Origin of the sequence: Nonomuraea guangzhouensis (genome assembly GCF_019396345.1) — a bacterium.
Taxonomy (GTDB): Bacteria; Actinomycetota; Actinomycetes; order Streptosporangiales; family Streptosporangiaceae; genus Nonomuraea; species Nonomuraea guangzhouensis.
The window spans coordinates 57,534-72,313 of record NZ_JAHKRM010000019.1 but is presented as its reverse complement, the minus strand read 5'-3'; the positions used below and the strand labels follow the sequence as shown (position 1 = coordinate 72,313).

General features: G+C 70.4%; 8 protein-coding genes. 1 reads left to right on the top strand and 7 read right to left on the bottom strand.

Translation table 11 applies throughout. The features are described 5' to 3' along the window. Nucleotides 1-5: 5 nt before the first annotated feature. The 5 genes from sppA to KME78_RS35025 all read right to left on the bottom strand — a co-directional run bounded on the left by sppA (nucleotide 6) and on the right by KME78_RS35025 (nucleotide 10,754). Nucleotides 6-1,703 (bottom strand): signal peptide peptidase SppA, encoded by a 1,698-nt coding sequence (gene sppA / locus KME78_RS35045; protein WP_219533728.1) that lies wholly within the window; start codon nucleotides 1,701-1,703, stop codon nucleotides 6-8. Between the two features lie 96 nt (nucleotides 1,704-1,799). Further along, nucleotides 1,800-3,179: a S8 family peptidase gene (locus KME78_RS35040; protein ID WP_219533727.1), complete on the bottom strand. Its 1,380-nt coding sequence runs from the start codon at nucleotides 3,177-3,179 to the stop codon at nucleotides 1,800-1,802. Between the two features lie 109 nt (nucleotides 3,180-3,288). After that, nucleotides 3,289-5,160, bottom strand: a complete 1,872-nt coding sequence (locus tag KME78_RS35035; protein ID WP_219533726.1) for a S8 family peptidase — start codon at nucleotides 5,158-5,160, stop codon at nucleotides 3,289-3,291. Between the two features lie 68 nt (nucleotides 5,161-5,228). Continuing rightward, nucleotides 5,229-7,385, bottom strand: coding sequence for a 1,4-alpha-glucan branching protein GlgB (gene glgB, locus KME78_RS35030; protein WP_219533898.1), 2,157 nt, complete (start codon nucleotides 7,383-7,385; stop codon nucleotides 5,229-5,231). 297 nt (nucleotides 7,386-7,682) lie between these two features. Next, nucleotides 7,683-10,754: an ATP-binding protein gene (locus tag KME78_RS35025; RefSeq protein ID WP_219533725.1), complete on the bottom strand. Its 3,072-nt coding sequence runs from the start codon at nucleotides 10,752-10,754 to the stop codon at nucleotides 7,683-7,685. Between the two features lie 82 nt (nucleotides 10,755-10,836). On the opposite strand from KME78_RS35025, the gene KME78_RS35020 reads away from it, so the two are divergent. Beyond that, nucleotides 10,837-11,676, top strand: a complete 840-nt coding sequence (locus KME78_RS35020) for an NAD(P)-dependent oxidoreductase (protein ID WP_219533724.1) — start codon at nucleotides 10,837-10,839, stop codon at nucleotides 11,674-11,676. Here KME78_RS35020 and KME78_RS35015 read toward each other — a convergent pair. Both KME78_RS35015 and treS read right to left on the bottom strand, forming a co-directional pair. Continuing rightward, nucleotides 11,673-13,037 (bottom strand): maltokinase N-terminal cap-like domain-containing protein, encoded by a 1,365-nt coding sequence (locus tag KME78_RS35015; RefSeq protein WP_219533723.1) that lies wholly within the window; start codon nucleotides 13,035-13,037, stop codon nucleotides 11,673-11,675. The two genes, KME78_RS35020 and KME78_RS35015, sit on opposite strands and share 4 nt — an antisense overlap. Before the next feature lie 3 nt (nucleotides 13,038-13,040). Beyond that, nucleotides 13,041-14,741 carry a maltose alpha-D-glucosyltransferase gene (gene treS / locus KME78_RS35010; RefSeq protein ID WP_219533722.1) on the bottom strand — a complete coding sequence of 567 codons (1,701 nt, stop codon included), beginning with the start codon at nucleotides 14,739-14,741 and terminating at the stop codon, nucleotides 13,041-13,043. Between the last annotated feature and the right edge of the window lie 39 nt (nucleotides 14,742-14,780).

Here is a 14,780-nt window from a genome sequence, read left to right as displayed (position 1 = left end):
CAGCCTCACTGGATCCTGTACCACGCGGGGAGGGACAGCGGCCCGGCGGCCGGGAAGCCCAGCTCGGCGGAGAGCCGGGCGAACGGCCCCCAGGCGTCCAGCCGGACCCGGGTCAGCGCGGCGGCCTTGTCCTCGCTCGACTCCGGTCCGCGCAGCCGCTCCAGCGGGTTGAGCCGCGGATAGACCCGCACGGGCGCCTCCGCGCCCAGGCCCGCGCGCTTCCTGGCCATGCCGAGCGCGTCTTCGAGGCCGCCCAGCTCGTCCACCAGGCCGCAGGACCGCGCGTCGGAACCGGTCCAGACCCGGCCCCGGGCCAGCTCGTGGGCGCGGTCGCGGGTCAGGCCGCGGCCCTCGGCGACCTTGCCCACGAAGTCATCGTAGATCCGGTCGAGCCAGGCGTTGACCCGCTCCCACTGCTCGGGGGACCAGGCCCGCGTCGCGGAGAACATGCCCGCGTTGGTGCCCTCGGCCACCAGTTCGGAGTTGACCCCGACCTTCTCCAGCAGCTCGCGCATCACCGGCTTGCCGGCGAACACCCCGATGGAGCCGGTCAGCGTGCCGGGCTGGGCGACGATCACGTCGGCGGCCATCGAGACGAAGTAGCCGCCGGACGCGGCCACGTCGCCCATCGACACGATCACCGGCTTGACCTTGCGGGCCAGCACGACCTCGCGCCAGACCGTGTCCGAGGCGACGTACGAGCCGCCGGGGCTGTCCACCCGGAACACGATCGCCTTGACGTGCTCGTCGCGCCGGGCGGCCCGCAGCGCGGCGCTCACCGTGTCGGAGCCCATCGCGCCGCCGCCGCCGAGCGGGCTGCGCCCGCTGCGGCCGGACCTGATCTGCCCGTGGCCGTGGACGAGCGCGATGCCGTCGGCCGTCGGGTTCGGCAGCTTGCGCACGGCCGCAGCCCTGGCGTACCGGGAGACGAACTGCAGGTGCGGCTCACCGCCCGCGGCCTGCCTGACCTCGTCGTACACCTCGTCGCGGTAGGCCAGGCCGTCGACCAGACCGGCCTCCAGCGCCTCGGCGCCGATGAAGGGCCCGCGGTCGACGAGCTCGCGCACCTTGGCCGGGTCGAGCCGGCGGCCGTCGGCGATGCCCACGGTGACCTGCTCGATGACCGACTCGACGATGCGGGTCATCGACTCGCGGTGCGGCTCGGTCATGTGGTCCTGGGTGAACATGTTGGCCGCGGTCTTGTACTCGTGGCGCTGGCCGCCCTCGTAGCCGATGCCCAGCTTCGTCAGGCTGCCCTTGACGAAGCGCTGCTCCAGCGCCACGCCCGTCAACCCCACGTCGCCGCTCGGCTGCAGGTAGATCCGCTCGAAGGCGGTGGCCAGGTAGTAGGGCACGGTGGCGTTGCCGAACTCGCCGAACGTCTCGGCGAACGCGACGGTCAGCTTGCCCGAGGCGCGGAACTGGGCCACCGCCTGCCGGAGCTCCTGCACCATCGCCAGACCGAGCGGATTGCCGCCGATCTTCACGACCAGCGCCTTGACCCTGGAGTCCTGCCTGGCCCGCTTGAGTCCCGACAGCACATCGGACAGTCGCGTCTTGCGCATGGACAGCACGGCGGAGAGCGGGTCCGCCGGCGGTCCTTCAGTGAGCCCTTCGGTGAGATCGAGCTCCAGCACCAGCGGGGCGGTGCGCCGCTGGCGATACCGGTCAACCGTGTCCAAGATCGCCTTGCCTGCGTCCATAAAAGCCACCCTAAGCGGCAGGAGTCGGTCATGGGTGACCCAACTCCTGCCGATGGCCGGACGTGGTCAGCGTCCGTGACGCGGCACGGCGGAGCCTCAGACGCCGGTCCGCGCCGGCCCGATGGCCCTGGCGAGGTTGATCCGCTCGGTGCGCACCTGGGAGAGCTCGGTGCTGTACGGAATGTCCATGCCGGTGCTCTGCAGCCGCCGCGCGATCTCCTCGACGCTCATGGTGGGAAAGGCCTGCCTCATCACCGCGAACCCGCCGGTCACGTGCGGTGCGGCCATCGAGGTGCCGCTCAGCTCGGCCCAGGTGTCGTCGGGCACCGATGAGTTGATCTTGACTCCGGGGGCGAATACGTCCAGCATCGCGCCACGGTTGGAGAACCAGGCGATCTGGTCGCTGTCGTCGGTGGCGCCCACCGTGATCGCGCTGGAGACGCAGGCCGGCGAGGCGACGCCGTCGTTGCCGGAGTTGCCCGCCGCCACCACGGGCGCGACGCCGAGCGCCCGCAGGGCGTCGAACTGCGCCTTGTGCGCGCCGGCCCGCGGATCGTCGTCGCACGGCTGGGTGAAGACGCGCCCGCCGCCGAAGCTCATGTTGACCGCGGCGATGTGCAGTCTCTTCGCCGCGCTCTCGACGTACTCCAGTCCGTGCTTCTGATCCGAGGTGTAGCTCAGGAAGCACGGAGCCGAACGGGCTCCCGCCGCCGAGCAGGCCGCGGCGCTGTTGACGCGGGTGAAGATCTGGATCGGCAGGATGGCCGCCCCCGGCGCCACGCCGTTGGACGGAGCGCCCCGCACCATGGCCCCCGCCGCTATGCCCGCCACGTGCGAGCCGTGGAGGCACTGGTTGAGCCCGTTCACCACGCACAGCGGGGTCTCGGCGTTCGCCGCGCCGCGGCCCGTCTGACTGGGCTGCCCGTTGGGGCAGAGCGAGACGGCCTCGGCGCTCGGGTTCGCGGAGGAGAAGCAGGCCTCGTCCGCGATCCGGCCGGTGAAGAACGGATGGTCGTCGTCGATGCCGGTGTCGAGGACGGCGACCGTGGTGCCCTTGCCGGTCCAGCCCGCCGCGTTGGCCTGGTCGGAGCCGATCACCTTGGTGCTCTGGTCCAGGAACGTCGAGCTCAGGTCGTCCTTGTAGACGGATTTGACGCGGAGGTCGTTCCTGAGCCGGTCCAGGCACACGCCGTCGAGCTCGGCCACGAAGAAGTTCGGCGACTTCGCCGACTCGATGATCCGCGCCGTGTCGGAGGCCGCCATGATGTCCCGGGCGACGGCCTCGCCGTCCTGGCCGGGATGCAGCTCGACGATCGAGCGGACGTGCTGCGTCGTCTTCATCTCCTCGACGAGCGCCGGGCTGATGAGCGGGCCGCCGGCGCCGAGGCTGTCCGCGTGGCCCGCCTGGGCCGCGACGAGCGCGGCCGAGATCGTGGCGAGCGCGAGCATGCCGGTCAGCAGCGGTCGTAGCTTCACTGGTTCCTCCGTGGTGGGGTCAGGCGTATTGCCTGCTCAGTCCCCACGCACGTGAACCGTGATGTCCTTGTTTCCCAAGTGACGCATGTAAGCCAGAGAAACCTTTGCGCTACTTCGGCAGGACGCTCTTGGCCGCCTTCTTCAGCGCGGTGGTCGTGGACTTCGCGGAAAGCCGCACCTTCTCGGCGGACTTCAAGGTCGCGGTCCCGTTCGTTCCGTTGGCCCAGTTCAGCCAGCCGGTCAGCAGGGCGGCGTCCAGCTTCTCCCTGTTCGTCTTGGTGGTCTTCAGCACCCGGTACGCGGTGCCCAGGGATGACGCCTTGGTCAGCTCGGGGAAGACCGTGCTGGCCTTCTGCACCAGCTTCAGGTAGCAGGTGAGCGTGGCGTCGGAGAGCTTGCCGGTGCTCCGGTGCACCTCAACGGCCCACTTCTTGGCCGTCATGCGGGTGCCGGCCGTACCGCGCGTACAGACCGTGGCGGGAGCCTTGGGAGTGACGGTCACCGTCACGGTTACGGTGAGGGTCGGCACCGGGACCGGGGTCGTCGTGATCGTCTCCGACGGCTCGGGCGACGGCGAGGGGCCGCTGCTGTCCGACGGGTCGGGCTCGGGGTCGGCCGGGTCGGGGTCTTCGGGGGCCGGCGCGGGCGTCTGTGTGATGGGCGGCTGCGGGGTGCTGCCGGTCAGCGCGGCGAGCACGTCCAGGCGCGGCGTGGTGACCTGGGTGTCGCCGACCTGATAGACGTACGGGCGGCCGGCCGACTTGAGCTTGGCGATCAGGTCGGGCATCGAGGTCTGCGGGGACTGCGCCTTCAGCAGCGCCAGCGCGCCCGCCACGTGCGGAGTCGCCATCGAGGTGCCGCTGTAGACGGCCGTCTGGTTGTCGGGCACCGACGAGTCGATGTCCACGCCCGGCGCGAACAGGTCCACCCCGGCTCCCCGGTTGGAGAAGTCGGCGATCGCGTCGCTGTCGTCGTTCGCGCCCACGGCCACCGTGGAGCTGATGCAGGCGGGGAAGGAGGTGCCCTCGAAGTACTCGTTGCCGGCCGCGACCACGGTCGCGATGCCCTTGGCCAGCAGGGCGTCGATCTTCGGCTTGAAGATCGCGCCCTCCTCGGTGTCGTCGCAGGAGGTCTCGGACAGCCCGCCGCCCAGGCTCAGGTTCACCGCGGCGATCGGCTGCGTCGAGGCGGCCACGTAGTCCAGGGCCAGCCGCAGCGACGACTCGTACGCCAGCAGGCACGACGCCTCGCCGCAGACCGACTCGTCGTCGACCCGGCTGAACACCTGCACCGCGACGATCCCGGCGCCGGGCGCGACGCCGCTGTCGCCCGCCGCGATGCCCGCTACGTGGGTGCCGTGCTCGCACAGGTTCGCGCCGTCGGCCAGGCACTTGGCCGTCATGGCGTTGGCCGCGCCCTTACCGGTCTGCGAGGTCTGGCCGTTGGGGCACAGCGACTGCACGCCCGTGTCCACCGCGGAGAAGCAGGCCTCGTCCACGATCCGGCTGCCGAAGTTCGGGTGGTCCTCGTCGATGCCGGTGTCGAGCACGGCCACCGCCTGGCCGGTGCCGGTGAAGCCTTGGGCGTGCGCCTGGTCGGCGCCGATCTGGACGAGGTTGTTGGCCGCCGACGGGGGATAGGCGCGATCGCGGTGGATCGAGGTGATGCGCGAGTCCTCGGCGAGCGCGGCGAGCTCCTCGGCGGTGCCCTGGACCACGATGAACGGCTGGCTCTCCGGTTGCAGGACGACGTCCACGCTGTCGGCCGCCGCCTCGCCGGCGACGGGCGCTTTCTGCCCCGGGTCGGCCAGCTCGACGATGGCGCGCACGGTGCCGCCATCGAGAGCCAGGCCGTCTTCGAGCTTCTCCTGGGACGCGCTAGGCGAGGGGGTCGCGGTAGGCGTCGGGTCGTCGGCGAAGGCCGGAGCAGCCGGCACCAAGGCCAGCAGGATCGCGCACACTACTAAGGGGCGAAGTCGCACGATCTTGGATTTTAGGGGGATTTATCCGGCGCGCACAGGGGTGAAGCGCCTTTCTCAGCGAACTGGCATCAACTTCCCAGCCCGTCGTGACGCAGCCACACGGCGCCCAGCGGCGGCACCCGCAGCGTGGCGGAGTACGGCAGGCCATGCCAGGGCTCCTCGACGGCCGCGACCGAGCCCATGTTGCCGACCCCGCTGCCCCAGTAGTCGTAGGCGTCGGTGTTGACGATCTCCGCCCACTGCCCGCCGTACGGCAGGCCGAGCTGGTAGGTCTCATACGGCCCGCCGCTGAAGTTAGCCACGCACGCCACCGCGGACCCGTCGGTCGCATAACGGACGAACGAGAAGGTGTTACCCCGCGCGTCGTCGGCGTCGATCCAGCGGAAGCCCTCGGGGGACGCGTCCTGCTCCCACAGGGCCGGGCACTCGCGATAGAGCCCGTTCAGGTCGCGGACCAGCCGCTGTACGCCCGCGTGCCCGTCGAACTCCAGCACCCACCAGTCGAGCCCGCGCTCCTCCGACCACTCCGAGCCCTGGCCGAACTCGCCGCCCATGAACAGCAGCTGCTTGCCCGGATGCGCCCACATGAACGCGAGCAGGGCCCTGAGCTGGGCGAACCGCTGCCATTCGTCGCCCGGCATCTTGCCCAGCAGCGAGCCCTTGCCGTGCACGACCTCGTCGTGGGACAGCGGCAGCACGAAGTTCTCGGAGTAGGCGTACATGAGCGAAAAAGTCATCTGATGGTGGTGGTACTGGCGAAATATCGGTTCATGTCGTAGGTAGGCGAGCGTGTCGTGCATCCAGCCCATGTTCCACTTGAAGCCGAACCCGAGGCCGCCCAGGTGCACGGGCCGCGACACGCCCGGCCACGCCGTCGACTCCTCCGCCACGGTCGTGATGCCCGGAGCCTCCCGATAGCAGACGGAGTTCATCTCCTTGAGGAACTCCACCGCGTCGAGGTTCTCCCTGCCGCCGTAGACGTTCGGCGTCCACTCGCCCTCGCGCCGCGAGTAGTCGAGATAGAGCATCGAGGCGACCGCGTCGACCCGCAGCCCGTCGATGTGGAACTCCTTCATCCAGTAGATCGCGTTGGCGACCAGGAAGTTACGCACCTCGCGGCGGCCGAAGTCGAAGACGTAGGTCCCCCAGTCGGGGTGCTCGCCGCGCGCCGGGTCGGCGTGCTCGTACAGCGGGGTGCCGTCGAAGCGGGCCAGCGCCCAGTCGTCCATCGGGAAGTGCGCGGGCACCCAGTCGAGCAGCACCCCGATCCCGGCCTGGTGCATCCGGTCCACCAGATGGCGGAACTCGTCGGGCGAGCCGAACCTGGCCGTCGGCGCGTAGTAGGAGGTCACCTGGTAGCCCCACGACCCGCCGAACGGGTGCTCGGCCACCGGCAGCAGCTCCACATGCGTGAAGCCCATGTCCTGGACGTAGTCGACGAGCTGCTCGGCCAGCTCCAGGTAGGACAGGCCGGGCCGCCACGACCCCAGGTGCACCTCGTAGACGCTCGCGGGGCCCCGCTGCGCGTCCTTCTCGGCGCGCTCGGTCATCCACGCGCTGTCGTCCCAGGTGTAGGCCGAGTGCTCGACCACGGACGCGGTCTGCGGCGGCACCTCGGTCCGCCTGGCCATCGGGTCGGCCTTGTCCCGCCACACGCCGTCGGCGCCGAGAATGTGGAACTTGTACCGCTCGCCCTGCCCCAGCTCGGGGATGAACAGCTCCCACACCCCGGAACGGCCCAGCGAGCGCATCGGGTAGGCGGTGCCGTCCCAGTGGTTGAAGTCGCCGACGACCCGGACGCCGCGCGCGTTCGGCGCCCAGACGGCGAACGCGGTGCCGTCGACGTCCTCGTGCAGCATCACGCGCGAGCCGAGCACCTCCCACAGCCGTTCGTGCCGTCCCTCGCCGATCAGGTGCAGGTCCACCTCGCCCAGCGTGGGCCAGTGACGGTAGGGGTCACGCGCCGAGTACGGCTCGGCGCCGGCGTACTGGACGCTGAACGTGTAGGAGGGCACCTTGTCGAGCCCCTTGACCGTGACCTCGAACACCCCATGGGCCTGGTGTTTCAGATCGTGGGCCGTTCCGTCGTCCATCACCACTTGCACCCGCTCAGCGAGCGGGCGCAGCGTACGGAACGTGACACCCCCCTCGACGGGATGCGCTCCCAGCACGGAATGCGGATCGTGGTGTGCTCCGCCCGCGAGTCGGTCGAGCTCTGTCCTCATCGGCATGCTCCCACCTTGCCCTACGTCAACCCTCCAACCCAGGCCACTGCCCGCAATCACGGAGACAATCACCGAAAGTGCGGAATCTTGGGTTTATCGAGAGAAGACGCCAGGGCGAAATGCCGCTTTGTGTTGGGTAGCGGATGGTCTGCGTCGGCCACGCCTGCGTGCCCGGCGACGGCGACGAACAGAGCGAGCGCGAGTTGGAGAAACACCATCACTCCTGTGTGTACGGGAACGCCCACGAAGAGTAATGGCGAATCATTACCTTGACTGCCAAACCCGGATATTTGCAGGTCAGGAATGGTCCGGCAGCCGTTGCAGATCGAGCGCCACCCGCACCGCGGCCGCGATCCGATCGACGTCGCCGCGTTCGGCCCCGGGCAGCGGCGCGCCCACCGACGCCCTGAGCGCGCCGGCCGTGTCCAGCAGCCTGGCCGCCTCCTCGTGCTGTCCGCCGAGCGCCTGAGCCCCGGCCAGGCCCTCCATCGCGAGCGCGATCGCGCGTGGATCGCCCACCCGCCGCGCCATCGCCAGCCCCTCCCGCTGCCACTCCAGCGCCGCCGCCGCGTCCCCCCGCTGCTCGGCGACGAACCCCAGCTCGGCCAGGATCAACGCCGCCCCCGGCTCACCCGCCACCTCACGCACCCAGCGCAACCAGCGGCGCAGCAGCCCGTCCGCCTCGTCGAGCCGTCCCTGCCGCCCAGCCACCAAGGCCAGCCCGACCTCCGCGAACTCCTTCAACGGCACATCCGACCTGGCGACGGCCAGCCGCCTGGCCCGCTCGTGCAGCTCCCGAGCCTCGTCGAGGTCGCCGGTCAGCAGCGCCACCCGGCCCAGCCTGGACAGGGCGCCCGACGCCTCGCTCCACAGCCCGAGCTCCTCGGCGATGCGCAGCCCGTCGCGGCGCAGCTCCGCGGCCTGCTCGTAGTCGCCGGTGATCTCGGCCAGCGTGCCGAGGTTCTCGGCGGCCCGCATCTCGCCCCACCGGTCGCCCACCTCGCGGAACAGCTCCAGCCCCCGCTCCCCGTCCCGCCGCAGCGCCACCAGATCACCGCGCAGCAGCGCCCGCCTGGCCCGCAGACTCAGCGCCGCCGCCGTGCCCCACCGGTCGTCCGCGGCCAGAAAGTACTCCAGGGCGCTGTGCAGGTAGGCGTCGGTGGCCGCCGGGTCGTCGTAGCCGTACAGCGTGAAGGCCAGGAACCACTGCGCCCTGGCCCGGCGCGCCGGATCCGCGATGTCGGCCGGTCGTTCCAGGTCGGGGGCCCGCCCCTGCCCCGCCAGCATCCGCAGCCCGGCCAGCCAGACCCGGGCCTGCGCGTCGTCGACGACAGCCAGCACCGCCTCGAACGCCCGCTGTCCTTCGCCGAGCCGGCCCCGCAACACCCAGTACCAGGCCAGCGCATTCACCAGCCGGACGGCGTCTTGTGTGGTTTTGAGCCGGAGGGAGGTCTCGATCGCGGTGCGCAGGTTGGCGGCGTCGGCGTCGAGGAGGGCCAGCCACCGCGGTTGCTCGGGTCCGCGCAGGCCGGGCTCGGCGCGTTCGGCCAGGTCGGCGTAGTGGCGGGCGTGCCGCAGCCGGACCGTCACCGTCTCGTCCGCCTCGGACAGCCGTTCCAGGCAGTACGCCGCCACCGACTCCAGCAGCCGGTACCTGCCGCCCGGCGCCCGTACCACCAGCGACCTGTCCACCAACCTGGCCAGCAGGTCGAGCACGTCCAGGCCGGGTTCGGCGCAGACCGCCTCGGCGGCTTCGAGCGTGCACCCGTCGGCGTGCACGGCCAGGCGCCGCAGCACCAGCCGCTCACCACCCGTCAGCAGCTCCCAGCTCCAGTCGATCATCGCCCGAAGCGTCCGCTGCCGCGCGGGCGCGCCCCGATGCCCCGTGGCCAGCACCCGGAACCGGTCGTCGAGCCGGGCGGCGAGCTGGCGTGGGGTGAGCGCGCGTAGCCGGGTGGCGGCCAGCTCCAGCGCGAGCGGGATCCCGTCGAGCCGCGCACAGATCTCCGCCACGCCGTCGTCCCCCGCCCCGACGCCCGCCCGTGCCGCGAGCAACTCCGCGGCGGCCTCCGGCCCGAGCGGCGGCACACTCCACAGCACCTCACCGGGGACGCGCAGCGACTCCTGGCTGGTCGCCAGCACGCGCAACTCGGGCGCGGCCCGCAACAGCCGCTCGGCCAGCTCGGCGACCTGTTCGACCACGTGCTCGCAGTTGTCGAGGACGAGCAGCGTCGCGCGGGTACGCAACGCGGCGCCGAGCCGGTCGACCGCCGACCCAGGCAGATCATCCCTGACCCCCAGCACGGCCGCCACCGCCTCAGCCACCACACCCGGCTCAGCGGGCGGTGTGATCGCCGCCAGCTCGACCAGCCACACACCTCCCGGGAACGGCTGGCCGGTCTCGGTCGCGGCCTCCAGAGCAAGCCGCGTCTTACCCACCCCACCAGGCCCGGTCAACGTAACGAGCCGCCCACCCCGCAGCAACGCCCGCACCTCGGCCACCTCCACACCCCGCCCGACCAACCCGGTGAGCGGCGCGGGCAGATTCGTCCCCGGCGGCCCGACAACCGATCCGGCCTGGCCGCTGTGCGGCGGACCCGCGAGTGGCGCGGCCGGGTCGGGGTGTGGCGGCGGGGGTGGGTCGAGGGTGGGGTCCTGGCGGAGGATTGCCGCGTGTAGGGCCGTCAGTTCCGGTGCGGGGTCGATGCCCAGTTCGTCCGCCAGCAGCCCGCGCAGCTGCCCGTACCCGGCCAGCGCCTCGCTCTGCCGCCCAGCCCGGTACAGCGCCAGCAGGTGCGCGGTCCGCAGCCGTTCGCGCAGGGGGTGCGCGGCCACCAGGCCGGCCAGGTCGGCCGCCAGGGCACCGTGGTCGCCCAGGTCCAGGCGGGTCTCGGCCAGCTCCTCCAGTGCCACCAGGCGCTGTTCCTCCAGCCGGGCCGCGGCCGCCCGGGCGAAGTCGCCGAACTCGGCGTACGGAGTCCCCCGCCACAGGCCCAGCGCCTCGGTCAGCAGCGCCTGCCGTACCAGCGGATCGTCGCTCCGCCCGGCACGGGCGAGGAGGGACTCGAACAGGTCCGCGTCCACCGCCTCCGGGGACACCGCGAGCAGGTACCCCGGCGGCCGGAAGGCCACCAGCGAGCGGTCGCCGAGCGCCGAGCGCAGCTGGGAGACCTTGACCCGGAGCGCGGCCGGCGGGTTGCCGGGCGGGCGGTCGCCCCACAGGTCGTCGATGAGCCGGTCGGTGGAGACCGGCCGGCCGCGGTGCGCCAGCAGGTCGGCGAGCAGCGCGCGGACCTTGGCTTCTGGCACCTGGACCGGCTGCCCGTCCGGCGTCCACACCGAGAGGGGGCCCAGCACCCCGAATCTCATCAGCCCCCCGTAAGCCAGTCCGAATCCGACCATAACCCCCGGCCAGCAGTGTGGAAGCCGTCAACGGAAAGGACTGCTCAGCATGCGTATCTCTATTCTCGGCCTGGGGCTGATGGGCCGGGCATTGGCCCGGACTCTTGTGAAGGCCGGTCACAGCGTCACCGTGTGGAACCGTACGGAAGGCAAGGCGGACGGTTTGGGCGCCACCAGCGTGGCGACCGCGGCGGAGGCGGTCGAGGCCAGTCCGCTGGTGATCGTCTGCGTGCTCGACTACGCGGCCGTACGGGAGGTCCTCTGCTCGGTCCAGCTCGCCGACCGGGTCCTGCTGAACCTCACCAACGGCAGGCCCGCCGAGGCCAGGGAGCTGACGGAGTGGGTGGCCGCGCGCGGCGGCGACTACCTGGACGGCGGCATCATGGCCGTGCCCCAGATGATCGGCACACCCGGCGCGCTGATCCTCTACAGCGGCTCGCAGCCCGCCTTCGAGCGGTACGAGGAGGCGCTGGGCGCGCTGGCCAGGCCGCGCTACCTGGGTGCGGACGCGGGGCTCGCGCCGCTGTACGACCTGGCCATGCTCACCGGTATGTACGGCCAGATCGCCGGCTTCCTGGAGGCGGCGGCGCTGATCGCCTCGGAGAAGGGGTCGGTGACGGAGTTCACCACGGAACTGCTGGTGCCGTGGCTGAACGCGATGGCCGCGGCGCAGCCCCGATGGGCGGTGGACATCGAGGCGGGCGACTACGCGACCGACGTCTCCAACCTGGAGGTCAACCGGGTCGGCATGGTCAACCTGGTCCGCGCCTTCGAGGATCAGGGGGTGAAGCCGGACCTGTTGCTCCCCATGCAGGACGTCCTCGACCGGCGGGTGGCGGCCGGCCACGGCGCCCAGGGCCTGTCGAGCCTGATCGAAGAGCTGCGCTAACGGCGGAAGGCGGCCAGCGGGATGGGGATCCACGAGGGCCGGTTGCGGGCCTCGTACACCACCTCGTACACCGCCTTCGACAGCTCGAACGCGCGTAGCAGGGCCGCGTCCGTCGAGGAGATCACCCCACCACCCTCGGCGTAGCCGTCCAGGAAGGCGCGCCTGTTGCGGTCGGCCCACTCGGCGGCCCGCGGCTCCAGCGACTCGGGCTCCGGGTGGTCGGCCAGCAGGTGCCTGGCCGCGTAGTCGAACGACCGGAGCATCCCGGCCACGTCACGCAGCGGGGACGACAGCGCCCGGCGTTCGGTCAGGGGCTGGCCCGGCTCGCCCTCGAAGTCGAGCACCACCCAGCCGATCGGGGTACGCATCACCTGGCCGAGGTGGTAGTCGCCGTGCACCCGTTGTACGGGCACCTCGACGGTCAGCTCCTCCACCTGGTGATAGGCCTCCTCCAGCGTGTGGACGTGCTCGCGCAGCTCCGGCACCTCGCCCACGGCCCGGCCCAGCTTTCGCCGGAAGCCCTCGGCCATCCGCTTGACCTCGTGCGCCTCGATCACGTCCGTGGGGAAGGCGCCGGCCAGCTCCAGGTGGACGTGGGCGGTGGCCACGCCGAGCCGGTGCGCCTCGGCGGCGAAGTCGCCCCCGGCGTCGGCCGCGGAGAGCTCGGGTGTCGAGCCGTACAGGTCGCGCACGCTGGCCAGGGCCAGGTCCCAGCCGTCGTTGGCGGTGGACAGGTACTCCTGCATGATGGCGAGCGTCGTGGGCGTGCCGTCGAGGTCGGTCTCGATCCAGCCGTACGGCTTGGCGATGTTCGGGGACTCGTGGAGGGCCAGCGCGGTGATGATCTCCAGCTCCGGGTTCACGCCGGGGATCAGACGGCGGAAGAACTTGCAGATGTACGCGTCCCCGTACACGAGCGAGGTGTTGGACTGCTCGGCGCCGAGCACCAGGCTGCGCGGCGTGGTGTCGATCGTGACGCCGGGCAGGTGGCGGAAGCGCACGGTGCCCCAGCCGCTGCCCTCGGCCATGCACTCCAGGACCCAGCGGGTCAGGGCCTGGTCGTGGACGGCGTCATAGAGATACCACTCGGGATACTCGGGGCCGCCTTCGAAGGCGTAGGGGCCGTGCGTGCCGATCAGCGCGTGTTTCAGCCGGTCGGGCAGCTCGGTCCGCATGCCGAGCAGGATCTGGTAGCGCTCTCTCGAAGCGCCCTGCCACACGGACACGATCAGGTGGCGTAGTCCGGGGTCGTCGGCGTCGATCACGACGTCCGACTCGATCGACAGTGAGTCGATCGCGCGCCCCTTGCCGCCGAACCATCGTTGGCGACTGATCCATGCGGCAAGGAGCTCGTCAAGCACGTCTTACTCCTCCTGGGTGATTGCCGGTGGGAGTGTGAACCAGTAGAAACCATGCCCGGGAAGCGTCAAAAGATACGGAAGTTCGCCAATTGCCGGAAATGGTACCCCACCCATCGTCTCAACAGGCGAGACGCCGACGAATCTGCGCAGGTCAAGCTCGACCGGCTGCGGGAAGCGCGAGAGATTGTTGACGCAGAGCATCCGGTCGTCGCCCAGCTCCCGGACGAACGCGAGCACGCTCGGGTTGGAGGAGTTGAGCTCGATGAACTCACCCAGGCCGAACACCGGGTGCCGCTTGCGGATCTCGATCATGCGCTTGGTCCAGTGCAGCAGCGAACCGTTGTTCTTCTGGTGCGCCTCGACGTTGAGTCCCTGGTAGCCGTAGATCGGGTCCATGATGACCGGCAGGTAGAGCCGCCCCGGGTCGCAGTCGGAGAATCCGGCGTTGCGGTCGGGGTCCCACTGCATGGGCGTGCGTACGCCGTCGCGGTCGCCGAGCCAGATGTTGTCGCCCATGCCGATCTCGTCGCCGTAGTAGAGCACCGGCGAGCCGGGCAGCGACAGGAGCAGCGCGGTGAACAGCTCGATCTGGTTGCGGTCGTTCTCCAGCAGGGGCGCCAGGCGCCGCCGGATGCCGACGTTGGCCCGCATCCGCGGGTCCTTGGCGTACTCGGTGTACATGTAGTCGCGTTCCTCGTCCGTGACCATCTCGAGCGTCAGCTCATCATGGTTCCGGAGGAAGATCCCCCACTGGCAATGTTCCGGAATCTTCGGCGTTTGAGCCAAGATTTCGGAAATGGGGTAGCGCGATTCCCGGCGTACGGCCATGAAGATGCGCGGCATCAGCGGAAAGTGGAACGCCATGTGGCACTCGTCGCCGCCGCCCACCGGGTCGCCGAAGTACTCGACCACGTCCGCCGGCCACTGGTTGGCTTCGGCGAGCAGCACCCGGTCGTTGTAGAGCCGGTCGACCTCCGTGCGGATCCGCTTGAGGTACTGGTGCGTGCGCGGCAGGTTCTCGCAGTTGGTGCCCTCCTCCTCGAAGAGGTACGGCACGGCGTCCAGGCGGAACCCGTCGATGCCCAGGTCGAGCCAGAAGCGGAGCACCTCCAGCATCGCGTCCTGCACGGCCGGGTTCTCGTAGTTGAGGTCCGGCTGGTGGTGGAAGAAGCGGTGCCAGTAGTACTGGCCGCGGACCTGGTCATAGGTCCAGTTCGACGTCTCGGTGTCGATGAAGATGATCCGGGCGTCGGGGTAGGCGTTGTCGTTGTCCGACCAGACGTAGAAGTCGCCGAACGGCCCTTCCGGATCGTGGCGGGCGGCCTGGAACCAGGGGTGGGCATCGCTGGTGTGGTTCATCACCAGGTCGGCGATGACGCGCATGCCACGTTTGTGGGCCTCGTCGACCAGCTTCACGAAGTCTCCCAGGTCGCCGAATTCCGGCAGGATCTTCATGAAGTCGGCGATGTCGTAGCCGCCGTCGCGCAGCGGTGACTCGTACAGCGGCAACAACCACAGGCAGTCGACGCCTAGCCACTGGAGGTAGTCGAGTTTGCTGATCAGGCCTTTGATGTCACCGGTGCCGTCGCCGTTGGAGTCGGCGAAGCCCCTGATCAGGACCTCGTAGAAGACCGCGCGCTTGTACCAGTAAGGATCGCGCGGCTTCTCGTCGTCGAAGGAATTGGGAATGGGTGTGGAGCTCATGAGCACTCCCTCGTGCTCATGAAGGAGGCGCTTTCACAC

What these genes read in the sequence shown, in the direction of transcription:
- sppA (WP_219533728.1), bottom strand. Translation starts at nt 1,703, where the DNA reads ATGGACGCAGGCAAGGCGATCTTGGACACGGTTGACCGGTATCGCCAG.
- glgB (WP_219533898.1), bottom strand. Translation starts at nt 7,385, where the DNA reads ATGAGGACAGAGCTCGACCGACTCGCGGGCGGAGCACACCACGATCCG.
- KME78_RS35025 (WP_219533725.1), bottom strand. Translation starts at nt 10,754, where the DNA reads ATGAGATTCGGGGTGCTGGGCCCCCTCTCGGTGTGGACGCCGGACGGG.
- KME78_RS35020 (WP_219533724.1), top strand. Translation starts at nt 10,837, where the DNA reads ATGCGTATCTCTATTCTCGGCCTGGGGCTGATGGGCCGGGCATTGGCC.
- treS (WP_219533722.1), bottom strand. Translation starts at nt 14,741, where the DNA reads ATGAGCTCCACACCCATTCCCAATTCCTTCGACGACGAGAAGCCGCGC.